Raw genomic sequence first — 16,734 nt, forward strand, 5'->3', positions numbered from 1 at the left:
TGAGCAGAATCTATCGCTTTTGTTTATGGTCGTGCGTTCCTAGCGTTGACCGCATGAACCCACGATGTGCGCTTTGGTTGCCGTTGTTCGACGTCCTCGCTGATCCGGGGCTGGTCGCCCGGCTCGCCGCCGAGGCGGAGGAGGCCGGCTGGGACGGGTTGTTCGTGTGGGACCACGTGCGGTGGCGCGAGCCGGTGACGCACGTGGCCGATCCGTGGATCACGCTGACCGCGATCGCCTGCGCGACCTCGACGTTGCGGTTCGGGCCGATGGTCTCGGCGATCACCCGGCGCCGCCCGGTCAAGCTCGCCCGTGAGACCGCGTCGCTGGACCTGCTCGGCGGCGGGCGGCTGGTGCTCGGGGTCGGGCTCGGCAGCGACCGGTTCGCGGGCGAGTTCTCGCGGACCGGGGAGGAGTGCGACGACCGGGTGCGCGGGCGGATGCTGGACGAGTCGCTGGCCGTGCTGCGGGCCGCCTGGAGCGGCGAGGTCGTGCGGCACCGCGGCGAGCACTACACAGTGGACGGTGTGTCGTTCCTGCCTCGTCCGGTGCAACGGCCCGGGGTGCCGGTGTGGGCCGCCGGATTTCCCGGCAACGCGCGGCCGATGAGGCGGGCGGCCGGGCTGGACGGGTTCTTCCCGGTGAACCTGTCGTCGGCCGCCGAGTTCGCGGACGCCGTCGGGCAGGTGGAGGCGTTGAGGACTTCCTCCGGGCCGTTCGACTACGTGTGCGAGGTCGAGCCTGGGGCTGACGTTTCTTCTTACGCGGCGGCCGGGGCTACTTGGTGCCTCACTGCGTTCGACCCTGCTTCTCTCTCGTTGGATCACGTTCGAGGCGTTCTGCGCGATGGACCGGCGGTGCGGTGATGCTTGTTAACGGCGTTGAGTTGTGTGTGGAGACGTTCGGGTCTTCTGCTGATCCGGCGGTGTTGCTGATCCACGGCGCGTGCGCGTCCATGTTGTGGTGGGAGAGGGAGTTGTGCGCCTCTCTCGCGGCACGCGGTCGGTTCGTGATCCGCTACGACAACCGCGACACCGGGTTGTCGGTGAGCTACCCGCCCGGGTCGCCTGGGTACGCGTTGTCCGACCTCGTGCTGGACGCGGTGGGGATCTTGGACGCTCTCGGGATCGAGCGCGCACACGTGGTCGGGCGGTCGATGAGCGGGGCGATCGCGTTGGCGTTGGGCGTCGAGCACGCTGCGCGCGTGGCTTCGCTGACGTTCCTCGCGACCACCACCGGCGATCCTGAGCTGCCCGAGATGACTCCTGAGTTCTTGGAGGCGTCCTCTGCTGCGGCGCCGTCCGACGTGGAGAACATCGTGACGGTGCTACGGGCCTATGCAGGGTCGTCGCCCTACTTCGACGAGGACGCCGTGCGCGCGTTGGCCGTTGAGGACGTCGCACGGACCGTGAACATCCAGTCGGCCATGACCAATCACTTCTGCATGGAGTTCGATGCGCCTCGTAGTGGTGGGTTCGGGGATGTGGTCGCACCGACGTTGGTGGTGCACGGCGCGATAGACCCTGTCTATCCGTTGGCGCACGGGGAAGCCTTGCGCGACGCGGTGCCTGGTGCGTCGTTGCTCGTGCTGGACGCTGTGGGGCATGACCTGCCACGTGCCGTGTGGCCGTTGTTCGTGGACGCCCTTGTAGTGCACACGAGTACATGACTTCGTCGCGACTGGTCCGTTCGGCTGATCGGCCCTTGCCGTTCGACGGTCCCAAACGACCTGTCGTCGTGCGCGGGCGGCGCGCGAGGGCCGCTTGCTGATCGACTCGGAGGTGTGGGGAACCTTCGTGAGCTCGACCGGCGGATCATCGACCTCGGGGAGGTGCCGGACGGGGTGGAGATCCCGCTGATCGCGCAGGCGTACGTCGATCCGGCGCTCTACGGGCGGGTCTTGGCGCATCTGAGGTCGCCGGTGGCGGCGTTGCGTCCGCTGGTTCTGGTGGGTGGGCCCGGTTCGGGCAAGTCGGTGCTGGTCGAGGTGTTGGCGGCGCGGTTGCCGGCGAGCGGGTTCCCGGTCGTGCGGGGTGAGGGCCTCGCCGTCGTGCCGGAGGGGGTCTCGGTGGTGCTGGCGGACGGCGTGCGGCCGGAGTTGCTGGAGCTGCAGCGCGCTCGGGGCGTCGCCGTCGTGATGACGAGCCGGGAGGGGGTCGAGGGGGCGGAGGTGCTGCGCCTGCCCGCGTTCTCGGACGACGACGTCGCGGGGTGGCTGGAGGTGTGGAACTCGGCGAACGCCGGGTACTTCGCCGACCACGGGCTCTTGCCGTTGCCGTTGTCGGTCGCCCTTGAGCACCGGTCGTTCGCCGAGCAGCCGCTGTTGTTGTTGATGCTGGCGCTCTACGACTCGGTGGGCAACGCGTTGCAGAGGGGCTTGCCGCTCGGGCCGTTGTCGGGGGAGTACGAGTTCCTCGCCGCGGCGTTCGGTGACCACGTGGCCGCTCTGCGGATCTGGGGCGGACTGCGTTCCGGTGACGTGCAGGGGATGTTGGCGCTCACGCCCATGTCGCCCGGCGTGATCTCGGTGCTGGGGGAGATGGCGGACGCGTCCGACGATCGCGCCGGATTGGCACGCGTCGTGCGGCGGTTGTTCGCGTTCGGGCAGCACTCCGCCGTGTACTCGCTCAACCTCGTGCTGCTGCATGTCGTGCTCGTGCCGTTGTGCTCGGCACGCGACATCGGGGTGGAGGACTGGCCACGGCTGGCGGCGTTCTGGAGGTCGCAACTGTCCGATGCGGACTGGCGGGCGGTCGTGGGGCTGCTGTTCGTGAGCTGGGACGAGCCGTCGTCGCCGGTGTTGGGCATCGGCGCCGGGACCACTGTGGACGCCGGCGGGTTGCGCGAGGCGGTCGTGGAGGCTCGTTTCGTCGGTGACGCGGCCGGCAAGGCGTTGAGCTACATGGCCGAAGCGTTGCCCGCCGCGCGTTATGACGTGCACTACGCACGCGCCGTGATGGAGCTGGCGGCGTCACCGGTGGAGCCGTGGGAACGCGCCGCGCACTACCTGTGGTGGGCGGACCGGTTCCCCGACCTGGTGCTGGAGTGCCTGCGGCGGGACGTCACCGTGGGCGCGGAGACGTTGCGGGAGCTGGCGAAGACGTCACTGGCGGAGAGCAGCGCGTTCGTCGTGCAGCTGTGCGACCGGATCGGCAGGGGAGGGCGGGACGAGGAGCTGCTCGACGTGTTCGACGGGCTCGGGGCGCCGCGGATCGACCAGTGGTGCGAGATCGCGATGGTCGACGCCTGGCTGCGGCTGCACGAGCAGGGGTACCGGCACACGCCTGGTCGGCGGACCGACCTGGTGCGGGTGCTGCGGTCGGCCGACTTCGAGATGATCAGCCAGGTGCGACCCGATCTGGTGTACCGCTGCGGGACCGTGGCGCACGAGATCGGCCTGTTCGGGTGAGTTCGAGCGGGACTCGAGCGGGCCTCCAGGCGCGACCGGCCGTTTTTGTCGGTGGCGCCGGGTAACGTCCCGCCCATGAGTGCTGCTGGGGATCGGATTCAGGAGCTCGCCGCCAGGATCGTCGAGCTGCGGGACGCGTATTACCAGGGTGAGCCGCTGGTGGCCGACGCGGAGTACGACGTGATCGAGGACGAGTTCCGCTCTCTGGTCGCCGAGCACCCTGAGCTGGCGCCGGCGGACAACCCGCTCGACCACGTGGGCGCGCCGTCGGTGCTGCACGCGCCCGTGCGGCACTCGCGGCCGATGCTGTCGCTGGAGAAGGCGAACAAGCCGGAGCAGGTCGAGTCGTTCTTCGCGCGGTTCCCCGGTCAGCCGGTGGTGGTGATGCCGAAGCTCGACGGGCTGTCTCTCGCGCTCGTGTACGAGAACGGTCGGCTCGCACGCGCCGTGACGCGTGGCGACGGCACGACTGGTGACGACGTCACGTTCCTGACTCGCGCTCTGTGCGACGGCGTGCCGGACAAGGTGGAGGCGCCCGGCCGCGTGGAGGTGCGCGGTGAGTGCGTGATGCTGCGGTCCACGTTCGACACTTACAACGCGGCGCACCCGGACAAGCCGTTGATCAACCCGCGCAACGCGGCCGCGGGCACGTTGCGCGCGAAGGACCCCAAGGCCGTCGAGGGGCGGCGGATGCAGTTCTTCGCGTTCGACCTGACGACCGAGCCGGAGAGCGCCGACTCCGACCTCGACGCGGGCCTGCGCAAGCTGGGCTTCAGCGTGGCGGAGATGAAGCACTGCAACACGGCGGCCGAGGCGCAGGAGCTGATCGGCGGCATCGAGCAGGCTCGCAACAAGCTCGACTACGACCTCGACGGCGCCGTGCTGCGCCTGGCGAACCGTGACGCGTTCGCCGCCGCCGGCACCCGTTCGTCGTCGCCGCGCGGTGCGATCGCGTACAAGTTCGCGGCGGAGGAGAAGACGACGGTGCTGGTCGACGTCGTGTGGGACGTGGGCAAGACGGGCAAGATCGCTCCGGTGGCGTGGCTCGAGCCGGTCTTCGTCGGCGGCACCACCGTCACCCGCGCCACCCTGGCCAACCAGGAGGTCATCCGGTCGCGCGGCATCAAGATCGGTGACACCGTCCTGGTGCGCCGGGCGGGCGACGTGATCCCGTTCGTCGCGGGCGTCCTGGACGAGTCGAAGCGCACCGGCACCGAGCGCGAGATCGTGCCGCCCTCGGTCTGCCCGTCGTGCGAGCAACCGCTGACCGAACAGGGCAACAGCCGGGAGTTGTTCTGCACCAACGCGGTCTGCCCCGCCCAGACCGTCCGCCGCCTGATCCACTGGTCCTCGCGCGCGGCAGCCGACATCGACGCCATGGGCCAGGTGTGGATCGAACGCCTCGCCGAGACCGGCGACCTGGTGAACCCGTCCGACTTCTACACCCTGACCAAGGAACGCCTGCTGGAGTTCGACCGCGTGGGCGAGATCTCCGCGACCCGCATGATCGAGTCGATCGACCGCAGCCGCTCCGTGGGCCTGCGCCGAGCCCTGATCGGCCTCTCGATCCCGATGGCCTCCGAGGGCACCGCAGCCCGCCTCTGCCGAGCGGGTTTCGGCTCCCTCGAAGAGGTGGCCGACGCGGGCGTCGAGAAGCTGGTGGCAGTAGAGGACATCGGTGCGAAGGTGGCGGAGTCCCTGACGCACCACCTGGCCCGCCTGCGCCCGGAGATCGAACGCCTGCGCGACCGAGGCGTCTCCCTGGAGGTCCGCGAGGAGGACCTGCCCCCGGTAGTCGTCGCCGGCGCACCCCTCGAAGGCAAGGCGGTGGTGATCACCGGCTCCATCAGCGACCCGCGTTCCGGCGAGAAGGTGACCCGCCCGACGTTCCAGAAGATGTGCGAACGAGCGGGCGCCACCGCGGCCTCCTCGGTCTCGGCCACCACCGACCTGCTCATCACGGGCGAGGGCGTAGGAGCAGCCAAGCTGACCAAGGCGGAAAAGCTCGGCGTCGAAGTGGTCGACCAGGGCGAGATCTGGGAAAAGCTGATCGCCGCGGGCATCGCCTAGCCCGGCCAGGCCGAGCCCGAACGCCCGCCGCGCCGCCGCCAGCCCGGCGGCGGATCGGCCGTTGCGTTGCGTCCCAACGGCAGTGGCACCCGATCCGCAGGTGCGGCCGAACGCCGCACCCGCACCGCGAGACGGGACTCGCGGCCGGTACCGGCACCGCATCGGCAGGTCACCTGCGCCGGTGCTCGCGCCAGCATCGGCACCGCGTTCGCTCGGTACCAGCACTCCCGCCGCCTCAGTGGCGTGCTGCGTCCGTGCCGCACGCTCGTGCGGCACCGGCGCTCTCGCTGCTGCGGTGGTGTGCTGCGTCTGCGCCGCATGCCCGCGCGATACCGGCATTCTTGCCGCCCCGGTGGTGTGCGGCGTCCGTGCCGCATACTCGCCCAGCACCGGCATTCTCGCCACCTCGGTGCCGCACAGCGTTCGCGCCGCACTCGCGCGACACCCGCACTCTCACCGGCCCCGCATTCCTGCGGCCTAAAGGCGCCCCACCCGCCCCTCCACCCACCGGACCCGCCCCTCCACCCACCGGACCCGCCCCTCCACCCACCGGACCCGCCCCTCCACCCACCGGACCCGCCCCTCCACCCACCGGACCCGCCCCTCCACCAACCGGCAGCCGTCGTGCCACCTCCCCGAACTCCTCGGCCCACCCGACCGCGGGCATGAGAAAGCCCCCATGCTGCCTGGGGGAGGCCGGCAGCCTGGGGGCGGAAGGCCACCGAGCCGTTGGGGGGTGGGCGGCTCGGCGGCGAAGCGTGGGGTGGTCGGTGCGGCGGTCGCCTCTCGGCGAGTGGCTCTGCGCGGCTCCGGTCGTACCGGTCTTCCGCGAAGGCTGTTGTGTGTGGGGCCCGGGGACTCGTTCCGCGCCGACCGTCTCGTACAACGGTTTGGGGTTCCGTTGTGTTTCCTGGTGATCTGTGTGCTCGCTCACCAGGAGTCTTGGTGGTGCAAGGGATTGCTGGTGGGAAGGCCCTCGAGCCGCCTGGGGGTGTACGACTCGAGGGCGAGGCTTGCTGGTCGGTGCGGCGGTCGCCTCGCGGCGATGTGCACAACGCGGTTCCAGCCGAACGGTGTTCCGCGGAGGCTTTCCAAGTGGGGCCCGGGGACTCGTTCCGCACCGACCGTCCTGTACAACGGCGCGGGGTTTTGTTGTGTTCCAACGTGAACTGTGTGGCCGGTCACCACGTCGGACGTGGAAGACCTTCTCGTGCAAGAAGAAATGGCCGGCGCGGCAGGAGAGCTCCACGCCGGCCACGATCGCCCTCAAGCCGTCTGTCGGGGAGGATGACGGCTCGCGGGCGAGTTGGTGAGGCCGGTGCGATCGGTCGCCTCTCGGCGAAAAGCACTGCGCGGCACCACTTTCGAGGTCTTCCGCGGAGGCGTTGAGGTGAGGCCCGGGGGACACGGACCGCACCGACCAACCTGTACAACGGTTCTGGTGCCCCGAATGTTTCGGCGTCGGCCTGTGTGGTCGCTCACCGCGAGTAGAACTACGCGGTCACGGTTCGACGTAGATGTCCAGTGACAACAAGAGTTCTTCCTCGTCCCGCAGTGCCGTCCGGCCGCGCGCGCCGAGCCGGACGGCCGTCGCCGTGACCAGGGCCTGCACGAGACTCACGAACCCGGCCATCGACCGCAGGATCGTCACGCCGCCGCTCTCCGCGTAGAAGCACGCGCCGGCGTGCCGGGCCAGCGGGGACGAGGCGTTGTCGGTCAGCGCGATGACGTGCAGGCCGCGTCGCGCCGCGAACTCCACGGCCGCCGCAGTGTCGCGGTGGTAGCGGTGGATCGAGATGCCGACCAGCACGTCGCCGGGTTCCAGGTCGCGCAGCTCTTCGGCGAGTCCGCCCGGTGTCGTGCCGAGCTGGCGCACGTCCCGGCGCACCAGCCGCAGCAGGTACCCGAGCAGGTACGCGGGGGAGAAGCACTTGCGCAGCCCGATGACGTGCACCCGCGGCGCCTCGGCCAGCCACGTGACGGCCTGTTCCCAGTGTTCGGGGTCGATGGTGGCGAGCGTGCGCGCGATGTTCGCCTGGTCCTGTTCGGCGATCGACCCCAGCAGGTCGTCCGCCGCGCCGGCCGCCTCCAGCCGCCCCACGAGCTGCGCCTTCTCCTTGAGCCGCTCCCGGCACAACGCCGTCAGCGCGGGCCACCCGCTCAGCCCGAGCCCGTGCGCGAACCGCACCAGCGACGACTCGTGCACCTCGGCCAGCCGCGCGGTCTCGCCGATCGTGCGGAAAGCGCACCCCTCCGGATCGCTCAGCACGAGCTGCGCCACCCGCCGCTGCCCGGCGGCCAGGTCGGGCAGCCTCCCCTGAAGCACCCGCTGCAGCTCCGCGAAGTCCATCGAGCGTCCTCACCAGGTTGACAAAACCACATTTGCGCGAACAGTATCGCATGCAAGTCCAGTTGCATGGAGATGCCACGATGATCCCGCACTCAGCCACCCTGGCCGTCAACGAGAAGATCAACGCCCGCCGCGCCGCCGGCCTGCCGGTCCTGCACCTCGGCTTCGGCGAGGCAGGCCTCCCGGTCCACCCGGACGTCGCCGCCGCCCTGGCCGGCGCGGTCACCGAGAACAGCTACGGCCCGGTCGCCGGCACCCCACGGGCCCGCGAGGCGGCGGCCGGCTACCTCTCCCGCCGCGGCACGCCCACCGACCCGTCCCAGATCGTCCTGGCCCCTGGCAGCAAGCCACTCCTCTACGCCCTGCTCGCCGCGCTGCCGGGCGACGTGGTCCTGCCGGCCCCGTCCTGGGTCTCCTACGCCGCCCAGGCGCAGCTCACGGGCAAGCGAGTCATCGGCGTCCCGATCCCACCCGAGGCGGGCGGCGTTCCGGACCCGGACCTCCTCGAGCCGGCCCTGGCCAAGGCCCGCGCCGACGGAGCCAGCCCGCGCATCCTCGTGCTCACCCTGCCCGACAACCCCACGGGCACCCAGGCGTCCGCCGGCCTGGTCGAACGCGTCTGCGACATCGCCGACCGCCACGACCTCACGATCATCTCCGACGAGATCTACCGCGACCTCACCTTCACCGCCCACGTCAGCCCCGCGACCTACCTGCCCGGCCGCACGGTCGTCACCGGCGGCCTGAGCAAGAACATGGCCCTGGGCGGCTGGCGAGTCGGCTTCGCCCGGATCCCCGACCCGGCACTGCGCGAGGACGTCATCGGCATCGCCAGCGAGGTGTGGTCGAGCCTCGCCGCCCCGATGCAGGCGGCGGCCGCTCACGTCCTGGACGAGCCGGCCGAGGTGAACGCTCACATCGCCGCCAGTCGCCGCCTCCACGAGTCGGTCGTGACGGCGGCCCACCGGATCTTCGTCGAGGCCGGAGCGCTGTGCCGGCCACCCACCGCCGGCTTCTACCTGTATCCGGACCTCGAACCGCTGAGGCCCGGGTTGAACGTCACCACCGGCGTCGAACTGACCGACCGCCTGCTCGACGAGCACGGCATCGGCGTGCTGGCGGGCGAGCACTTCGGCGACGCACCGGAGGCGTTGCGGTTCCGCGTCGCGACGAGCCTGCTCTACGGGCGGACGGCGGAGCAGCGGTGGGAGGCGTTGCGCAGCGACGACCCGGTGACCCTGCCGTGGATCGCCGACAGCCTCGCCGGACTGGGAAGTGCGCTGGCCCGGCTCGGCTGACGCCCGACGAACCTCCGGCCCGGCGAACAGGAGTTCGCCGGGCCGGAGGTCCACATGAGCCGGCGCAGGGGTCAGTAGAAGCAACCCGTGCGGGGCAGCGAGGACGGGGCCGGCGGGGTGCGGCCGTCGTAGATCGCGAGCAGGAAGTTCTGCGGGCAGTACGAGGTTCCGCTGATCTTGATGGCCACGTGGAGGTGCGGGCCCGTCGAGTTGCCCGTGTTGCCGGTGGTGCCGACCCGGTCGCCCGCCTTCACCGACGCGCCGTTGGCCACGGACCACGACGAGAAGTGGCAGTAGATGTAGTCGACGCCGCTCTTGACGATGCGCAGGCCGTTGCCGCAGCCGCTGGGCTCGTTGATGCGGTAGGCGGTGCCGGTGACCATGGCGTAGGCGGGGACGCTGTTCACCGGGAGGTCGATGGCCGGGTAGTCGTGGTGCGGGTCGTCGTACTCGCTGCGCGGCAGGGCGCTCTTGGCGAGCGGCAGGCTGTACGTGCCGCCTCCGCCGCCAGAGCCCGAGCCGCCGACGAGGGTCTGCCAGGTGTTGGGGCCGACGATGCCGTCCGCGGTGAGGCTCTTGGACCGTTGGAACGCCACGGCGGCGTTGTGCGTGCCGCCGCCGAAGTCGCCGTCCTCGGCGAGGTTGTAGCCGTAGCGGTTGAGCTGGACCTGGGCGGCTCGGACCGCGTTGCTGTTGTTGCCCTGTTGAACGCTCACAACCAGCTTCGGCCACGTGTTCGGGCCGATCTGGCCGTCCGCGGAGAGGCCGTTGGCGCTCTGGAACTGCTTCACCGCGGCCTCGGTGTTCGGGCCGAACTCGCCGTCGGCGCTGATGTTGTAGCCGCGGTGGCGCAGCAGGTGTTGCGCGGTCAGGACGTTCGCGCCGGTCTGGCCGGACTTCACGTTCGGCCACGCGGGGAGCGCGGCCTGCGCCGGGGTGACGACCCCCAGCAGGACCCCTAACGAGATCAGGGCGGCAACGAGGATTCTCATGGCCTGCACGCTAGGAACGCACGGCCAGCGGCCGCCCTAGTCGCGAGACCAGTTGTGTGCGGTCGCGGCAGCCGAACTTCCTCAGCAGGTTGGACACGTGGTACTTCACCGCGCTCACGGTGATGAACATGGCCTCGGCGATCTCCGCGTTCTCGCGGCCCTCGGCGACCAGGCGCAACGTCTCGCGTTCACGCGAGGTCAGCGACGCGGGCGGGGGACCGGGCAGCAACGACGGCACCAGCCGCGGCGACACCCAGCCGCCGAACCGGGCGACGTCGTGGACCGCCCGCACGATGTCCTCCGGCGGGTCGTCGGCGAGCACGAGCCCGGTGACCCCGAGCCGCACCAGGCCGTCCACGGCGTCGAACGACGACAGCACCGCGACGGTGCCGGGACCGGAGGCGCACGAGGCGTCGAGAACGCTCACATCGGCGGGCGTGCCCAGCACGGCCCACGGCACGGCGCCGAGCAGGGACGTGATCCTGCCGGCCAGCAGGGCGCTGCGCAGCGACAGCGAGACATGGATGGTTCGCACGTCCCGGAACGCTCGGCACAGGACCGTATTTCCGCGTATCGGCTGCGTATAACGCCAGGTCGTTGTTAACGTTCGCGCCGATCATCGGGGGAGGGCGTGTGCGGTTCCGGGTGCTCGGTCCGATCGCCGTGGCGGTGGGCGACGAGGACGTCCCGCTGCGGTCGGCGAAACAACGGACCCTGCTCGCCATGCTGCTGCGGCACGCGAACTCGCCCGTCTCACCGCGCCGGCTGATCGAGGCGCTCTGGGAGGTCCCGCCCGCCTCGGCGCAGGAGAACGTCCGCCTCTACGTCCACCAGCTCAGGCGCGCACTGGACCTCGGCGACCGCATCACCCGCGACCCGTCCGGCTACCGGCTCAGGGTGGAACCCGGCGAGCTCGACGCCGACCGCTTCGAGCAGCTGACCGAGGACGCCGGCCGGACCGCGGATCCGCGGCACACCGCCGAGCTGCTCACCGAGGCGCTCGCGCTGTGGCGGGGACCGGCGTACCCGGACCTGCCCGACCAGTTCGCCGCGCGCCTCCACGAGGCACGGCTGCTGGCCGCCGAGGCCCGTGCCACCGCCGAGCTCGCACTGGGCAGGCACGCCGAGGTGATCGGCGGCCTCACCGAGCTCGTGGAGGCCGACCCGTACCGGGAACCGTTGCGCGCCAGGCTGATGACCGCCCTCTACGGCGCGTCCCGGCAGGCGGAGGCGCTGGAGGTGTTCCGCAGGGGCCGCGAACGGCTGGTCGAGGACCTGGGCATCGAACCCGGCCCCGAACTGCGCGCACTGCACGAGACGATGCTGCGGGGCACGCCGATCACCGAGCCCGCGCCGCCCAGGACGACCCGCGCCGACTGCCCGTACCGCGGCCTGATGGCCTACCAGCCCGACGACCACCCGTGGTTCTTCGGCCGGGACCACCTCGTGGAGCTCGTCCAGCGCCGCGTCGACCGCCATCCCGTGGTCGGGGTGTTCGGCGCGTCCGGCAGCGGCAAGTCGTCGTTGCTGCGCGCCGGCGTCGTGGGCGGGCTAGGCGACCGGTGGCGGCCCGTGGTGATCACCCCGACCGCGCACCCGATGGCAACGCTCACAACCGCGCTGGCCGCGCTGACCGGCAAACGGCCCGACCTCACCGCGGACCCGGCGGCGTTCGACGTCGAGGTGCGCAACGCGCTCGCCGGCGGCCCTGACGACGTGCGCGTGCTGCTCGTGGTCGACCAGCTGGAAGAGCTGTTCACGTTGTGCGCCAACGAAAGTGAGCGCTCACAGTTCCTCGCCGTGCTGCTCGACGCCGCCCAGGGGCCGCACCGGCGGACACGGGTGGTGCTCGGCGTGCGTGCCGACTTCCTCGCCCACGTCACGCAGCACCCCGGCCTGGTCCAGGCGCTGGCGGACGAGGCGACCGTGCTGGTGGGGCCGCCGTCCGCCGCCGACCTGCGGGACATCGTGCTGCGCCCGGCCGCCATGAGCGGGCTGTCCGTCGCCGCGGACCTGCTCGCGACCGTCCTCGCCGACGTCGACGCCGAGCCGGGCGCGCTGCCGTTGCTGTCGCACGCTCTCGTGGAGACGTGGCAACGGTCCGGCACCGAGCTCACCCTCGCCGCGTACCGGGCGGGAGGCGGTGTCCGGGGCGCGATCGCCCAGACCGCCGAACGCGCGTACGACGACCTCGGCGACGCCGAGAAGCAGGCCATGCGCCGGATGCTGGTGCGGCTCACCGCGTTCGGCGACGGCACCGAGGACACCCGCAGGCCGATCCACCGCGCCGAGCTCGACGGCGTCGCCGGGGCCGAGGTGATCGGCACCGTGCTCGCCCGTCTGGTCGCCGAACGGCTCGTGGTGCTCGACGAGGACACCGCCGAGATCGCTCACGAGGCCCTGATCCGCGCCTGGCCCCGGTTGCAGCGCTGGCTGTCCGACGACCGGTCGACGTTGCTGGTGCACCGCAGGCTCACCGCCGCCACCCGCACCTGGACCGAGCTCGCGCACGACGAGGGCGCGCTCTACCGGGGCGCGCAGCTGCTCACGGCGTCGGCCTGGGCGCAGGACCACCCCGGCGAGCTGAACGCGGCCGAGGAGGCGTTCCTCGTGGCCAGCCGCGGGCGTGACGAGGCCGAGCAGGTGGCGGTGAAGCGCCGCAACCGCTTGCTGACCAGGCTCGTCGCGATCATGGGCGTGCTGCTGGTGCTGGCCGCGAGCGGCGGGGGCGTCGCGTGGTGGCAGACGCGGGAAGCCCAGCTGCGTCAACGGATCGAGCAGGCGCACCAGCTCGCGCTGTCCGCGCGGGGGCTCGTCGACACCGCCCCCGACCTCGCCGGGCAGCAGGCCGTGACCGCCTACCGGCTGCACCCAGACGATGACACCCGAGGCGCGCTGCTGAGCACCGCGTCCGCGCCCCGCCGCCGCATCGAGCTCAACGCGGACGGCCCGCCGGTGCTCGATGTGAGCGTGTCCAACAAGGGCGACGTGATCGCCACGGCCGACCGGGACGGCCACGTCACGTTGTGGGACCCGGCGACGAGATCGCGCAAGCTGCTGCTCGCGGACCACAACACGTTCACCGACGGCGGCTACGCGAGGCAGGCCGAGTTCAGCGCGGACGACAGGTTCCTGGCCTCGAACGCGTCGCTGCCGGCGCTGGGCGGCAGCCGCGGCGACGTCGTGGTCTGGGACCTCGCGACGGGCAGGGCCGTGTTTTCGCAGCAGTTCGGCACGATCACCGCCGGACTCGCGTTCCACCCGTCCGGGACGTCGTTCGCGGTCGGCGTCGAGGGAGGCGCGGTCGAGGTGTGGGACGTCGCCACCAAGATCAAGCGCACGTTCACATCGCACGTCCACGAGATCACCGCGCTGGCGTTCAGCCCGGACGGCAGGCTGCTGGTCACCGCGAACGGCCAGGAACCGCCAGTGGTCTGGGACGCCGCGGCCGGTACGAAGATCGGCACGATTCCGTCACTGGAGGTCAACAACGTCGGCTTCCACGGCGACCGGATCGTCACGGCGACGCTGCGCGAGGGCGTGAAGTTCTGGGACCCCAACGGAAAGCTGCTGTCCGAGCTGCCCCAGCAGGGCGCGTACGCGTGGGAGGCGTCCGGGCCGGTCGGCGGGCGGATGGCGGTGGCAGACGAGGACGGGCTCGTCACGATCTGGGACCTGCGCACCGCGCGTCCCATCACGACCTACCGCGACCGCGGCCGCACCGAGTCCAGGGCGATCGCGCTCGGCAAGGACGGCACGCTGCTGGTCTCCGGCGGCTACGGCCGGATCGTGGCGGTGCGCGAGGACGCCGTGCCGCCGTTCACCGGGCACGCCGGTGGCGTCAACGACATCGACGTCGCGCAGGGCACCGTCGCGTCGGCAGGCGACGACGGAACCGTGCGGCTGTGGGATCTCGACGGCACCTCACTGGCCACTTTGGACGGTCACGCGGACCGCGTCGAGTCGGTGGCGTTCAGCCCTGACGGCTCCCGGCTGGCCGCGCTCACCCGCGACCACACGATCTCGCTCTGGGACGTCGCCCGGCGCGAACGGCTGTCGTCGTTGTCCTACACCGGCCTGGGCGCGTCGACCGACATCGCCTACCAGCCGGACGGGCGCGGCCTCGTCGCGGCGTCGCTCGGCCGGTTCCGCTGGAGCCTGCCCGGCCTCGTGCAGGGCACGTTCTCCGGCGGCCCGTACATCGCGAGCGCCTTGGAGTTCACACCGGACGGCCGCCTGCTGATCTCCACCGACCCGGCGGGCGGCGCGATGCTGTGGAACGTGGCGGAGGACAGGCTGGAGCGGAGGGTCAGCACCGGCCAGGGCGACGTGCGCGACGTAGCGGTCAGCCCGGACGGCACGCGCTTCGCCACGGCGGGCGCCAACCGGACGGTGAAGATCTGGGACGTGGCGACGGGCGTGGAGTTGTTCACGCTAACAGGACACTCCGCGCCGGTGGTGGCGCTGGCGTTCAGCCCGTCCGGCGCCACGCTGGCGTCCGGGGGAGAGGACGCCGCCGTGGTGGTGTGGGACCTCGCCACCCGCACCGGCACGACCCTGACCGGGCACGCCGGGCCGGTGCAGGCGGTGGCGTTCACGCGGGAGGACGAGGTGGTGTCGGGGGCGAACGACGCGCGGATCATCCGCTGGTCGCTGTCGGTGGCGGCGGCCGAGGCGCGGATCTGCGAGGAGGGCTACCCGCGGCCGGAGGTCTGCGGGACGACCAGGCCAGACTCGTAGGCGATCACGACGAGCTGCGCGCGGTCACGGGCGTGCAGCTTCGTCATCGCCCGGTTGACGTGGGTCTTCGCCGTGAGCGGGCTGATCACCATGCTCGCGGCGATCTCGTCGTTCGACAGGCCTCGCGCGACCAGCGTGACCGCCTCGCGTTCGCGGTTGGTCAGATGGGTGAGGCTCGTGCTCTGGCGCGGTGGCACGCTCACATAGCGGTCGATGAGCCTGCGGGTGATCGACGGGGCGAGCAGCGCGTCGCCGCGGGCGGCGACGCGAACGGCGTGCAGGAAGTCCTCCGGCAGCACGTCCTTGACGAGGAACCCGGCCGCGCCCGCCTTCAGGGCGTGGAAGACGTGCTCGTCCAGGCCGTAGTTGGTCAGGATGACGACATGGGTGAGCGCTAACAACGGGTCGGCGGCGATGAGTCCGGTCGCTTCGATGCCGTCCATCTCGGGCATCTGGACGTCGATCAGGGCGATGTCCGGGAGGTGCTTCCGGGCCTGTTCGAGGCCTTCGACGCCGTTGGCGGCCTCGGCGACGACCTTGATGTCGTCCTCCGCGTCGAGCAACGCCCGGAATCCGCTGCGGATCAACGGCTGGTCGTCGACCAGCAGCACGCGGATCACGGCTGTGCCACGGGGAGCTCGGCCTGCACGCGGAAACCGCCTTCGCTCCTGGGCGCCGCGTGGAGCCGGCCGCCGAGCGCCGTGACGCGTTCGCGCATGCCGAGCAGCCCGACGCCGGGTTCGGGGTTGGGCTGGGCAGGCGCGCCGTCGTCGTCCACGTTGATGATCACCGCGTTCTGGTGGAGGCCGATGTGAACGCTCGCACTCGCGGCCGACGCGTGGCGGGCGATGTTGGTGAGCGACTCCTGCACGATCCGGTACGCCGTGCGTTCGACCGCGGCCGGGACGCCGTCGTGGCTGCCTTCGATCGTGAGCCGGGCGTCGAGGCCGTTCGATCGCGCGCGTTCGACCAGCGCGGGGACGTCTTTGATGCCGTGGGGCGGGTTCTTGTCGTCATCCCGCAAGGCTTCGAGCGTGGCGCGGAGCTCCCTGGCGGCGTCCCGCCCTGCGTCGCGGATGACGAGGAGCGGTGCCGGCACGGTCTCGCCCTTCTTCTGGGCGAGGTGGACGGCGACCTCGGCCTGGAGCTTGATCACCGAGATCTGGTGGGTCAGCGAGTCGTGCAGCTCGCGCGCGATGTGCAGGCGCTCCTCGTCGGCGCGCCGCCGAGCCGATTCCTCTTTGGTGCGTTCGGCTTCGTCGGCCCGCCGCTCGGCCTGCCGCAATGCCTCGCCGGCGGCCGCGGCGGCGATCAGCCACGCGATCTGCAGGACGTCCCTGGTCTGGGTGAACGCCTCGTACGTGGTGAGGTCGCGCGGCGAGACCAGCGCGGCCAGCGGGAGCGTGGCGAGGAGCAGCAGCGAGCCGGCGAGGGTGAAGACGCGGTGGCCCGCGCGCATGGTCGAGTAGACCGCGAACAGGAAGGCGATCACCGGCACGGCCGCGCCGGTGGCCTGGTAGCCGAGCGCGAGCAGACCGGTCGCGACGAGCACGGTCCTGGGCGCGGTTCTCCTGGCGGTGAGCGCCACTCCGCTGCCGGCCAGCAGCGCGTAGCCAGGTCCGGTGGCGGGATGGCCTGCCACGACGAGGCTCACCGCTACACCCGCGGCGATCGCCCAGTCCAGCCAGCGCCTGCCCATGCGTGCACCCTAGTTGGCTTTGTGCGCTGGTAGATCGTTCACAGGGAGGATTCTCCGGCTACCGCGGGCGCGGTAGCCGGAGCTGCTCAGGGGCCTGTGGGCGCGGTACTCGGGTGTCCACGCTCGCACGACGACTGGCGGCGGCCGGAAGCCCAGGCTGTGCCCATGGTGCTTTC

General features: G+C 71.3%; 11 protein-coding genes. 6 read left to right on the plus strand and 5 right to left on the minus strand.

Annotated features, from left to right (window positions below; translation table 11 throughout):
* Nucleotides 1-53: 53 nt before the first annotated feature.
* From ACQEU1_RS00265 to ligA, 4 genes are all read left to right on the plus strand, one after another.
* Nucleotides 54-866, plus strand: a complete 813-nt coding sequence (locus ACQEU1_RS00265) for an LLM class flavin-dependent oxidoreductase (protein WP_433194883.1) — start codon at nt 54-56, stop codon at nt 864-866.
* On the plus strand, nt 866-1,669 hold the full coding sequence (locus ACQEU1_RS00270) for an alpha/beta fold hydrolase (RefSeq protein ID WP_433194885.1): 804 nt from the start codon (nt 866-868) through the stop codon (nt 1,667-1,669). The genes ACQEU1_RS00265 and ACQEU1_RS00270 overlap by 1 nt, the downstream gene beginning before the upstream one ends.
* 114 nt (nt 1,670-1,783) lie before the next feature.
* Entirely contained in the window at nt 1,784-3,409 is a 1,626-nt protein-coding gene (locus ACQEU1_RS00275; protein ID WP_433194887.1) for a hypothetical protein, read from the plus strand.
* A 75-nt stretch (nt 3,410-3,484) separates the two neighbouring features.
* Nucleotides 3,485-5,479 carry an NAD-dependent DNA ligase LigA gene (ligA, locus tag ACQEU1_RS00280; protein WP_433194889.1) on the plus strand — a complete coding sequence of 665 codons (1,995 nt, stop codon included), beginning with the start codon at nt 3,485-3,487 and terminating at the stop codon, nt 5,477-5,479.
* A 1,501-nt stretch (nt 5,480-6,980) separates the two neighbouring features.
* Here ligA and ACQEU1_RS00285 read toward each other — a convergent pair.
* Nucleotides 6,981-7,829, minus strand: coding sequence for a MurR/RpiR family transcriptional regulator (locus ACQEU1_RS00285; protein WP_433194891.1), 849 nt, complete (start codon nt 7,827-7,829; stop codon nt 6,981-6,983).
* Between the two features lie 80 nt (nt 7,830-7,909).
* Between ACQEU1_RS00285 and ACQEU1_RS00290 the strand changes: the two genes are divergently transcribed.
* On the plus strand, nt 7,910-9,127 hold the full coding sequence (locus tag ACQEU1_RS00290) for a pyridoxal phosphate-dependent aminotransferase (protein WP_433194893.1): 1,218 nt from the start codon (nt 7,910-7,912) through the stop codon (nt 9,125-9,127).
* Between the two features lie 71 nt (nt 9,128-9,198).
* On the opposite strand, the gene ACQEU1_RS00295 is transcribed toward ACQEU1_RS00290, so the two are convergent.
* Nucleotides 9,199-10,119, minus strand: coding sequence for a peptidoglycan-binding protein (locus ACQEU1_RS00295; protein ID WP_433194895.1), 921 nt, complete (start codon nt 10,117-10,119; stop codon nt 9,199-9,201).
* Between the two features lie 10 nt (nt 10,120-10,129).
* Nucleotides 10,130-10,654 carry a LuxR C-terminal-related transcriptional regulator gene (locus tag ACQEU1_RS00300; protein ID WP_433194897.1) on the minus strand — a complete coding sequence of 175 codons (525 nt, stop codon included), beginning with the start codon at nt 10,652-10,654 and terminating at the stop codon, nt 10,130-10,132.
* 98 nt (nt 10,655-10,752) lie between these two features.
* Between ACQEU1_RS00300 and ACQEU1_RS00305 the strand changes: the two genes are divergently transcribed.
* Nucleotides 10,753-14,859, plus strand: a complete 4,107-nt coding sequence (locus ACQEU1_RS00305) for a BTAD domain-containing putative transcriptional regulator (protein WP_433194899.1) — start codon at nt 10,753-10,755, stop codon at nt 14,857-14,859.
* Here the strand turns inward: ACQEU1_RS00305 and ACQEU1_RS00310 are convergent.
* On the minus strand, nt 14,814-15,479 hold the full coding sequence (locus ACQEU1_RS00310) for a response regulator (RefSeq protein WP_433194901.1): 666 nt from the start codon (nt 15,477-15,479) through the stop codon (nt 14,814-14,816). The two genes, ACQEU1_RS00305 and ACQEU1_RS00310, sit on opposite strands and share 46 nt — an antisense overlap.
* Nucleotides 15,476-16,558 carry a sensor histidine kinase gene (locus ACQEU1_RS00315; RefSeq protein ID WP_433194903.1) on the minus strand — a complete coding sequence of 361 codons (1,083 nt, stop codon included), beginning with the start codon at nt 16,556-16,558 and terminating at the stop codon, nt 15,476-15,478. Before ACQEU1_RS00315 ends, ACQEU1_RS00310 begins: the two co-directional genes overlap by 4 nt.
* Nucleotides 16,559-16,734 lie beyond the last annotated feature (176 nt).

The organism is Lentzea sp. CA-135723, from assembly GCF_050936595.1.
GTDB lineage: Bacteria > Actinomycetota > Actinomycetes > Mycobacteriales > Pseudonocardiaceae > Lentzea.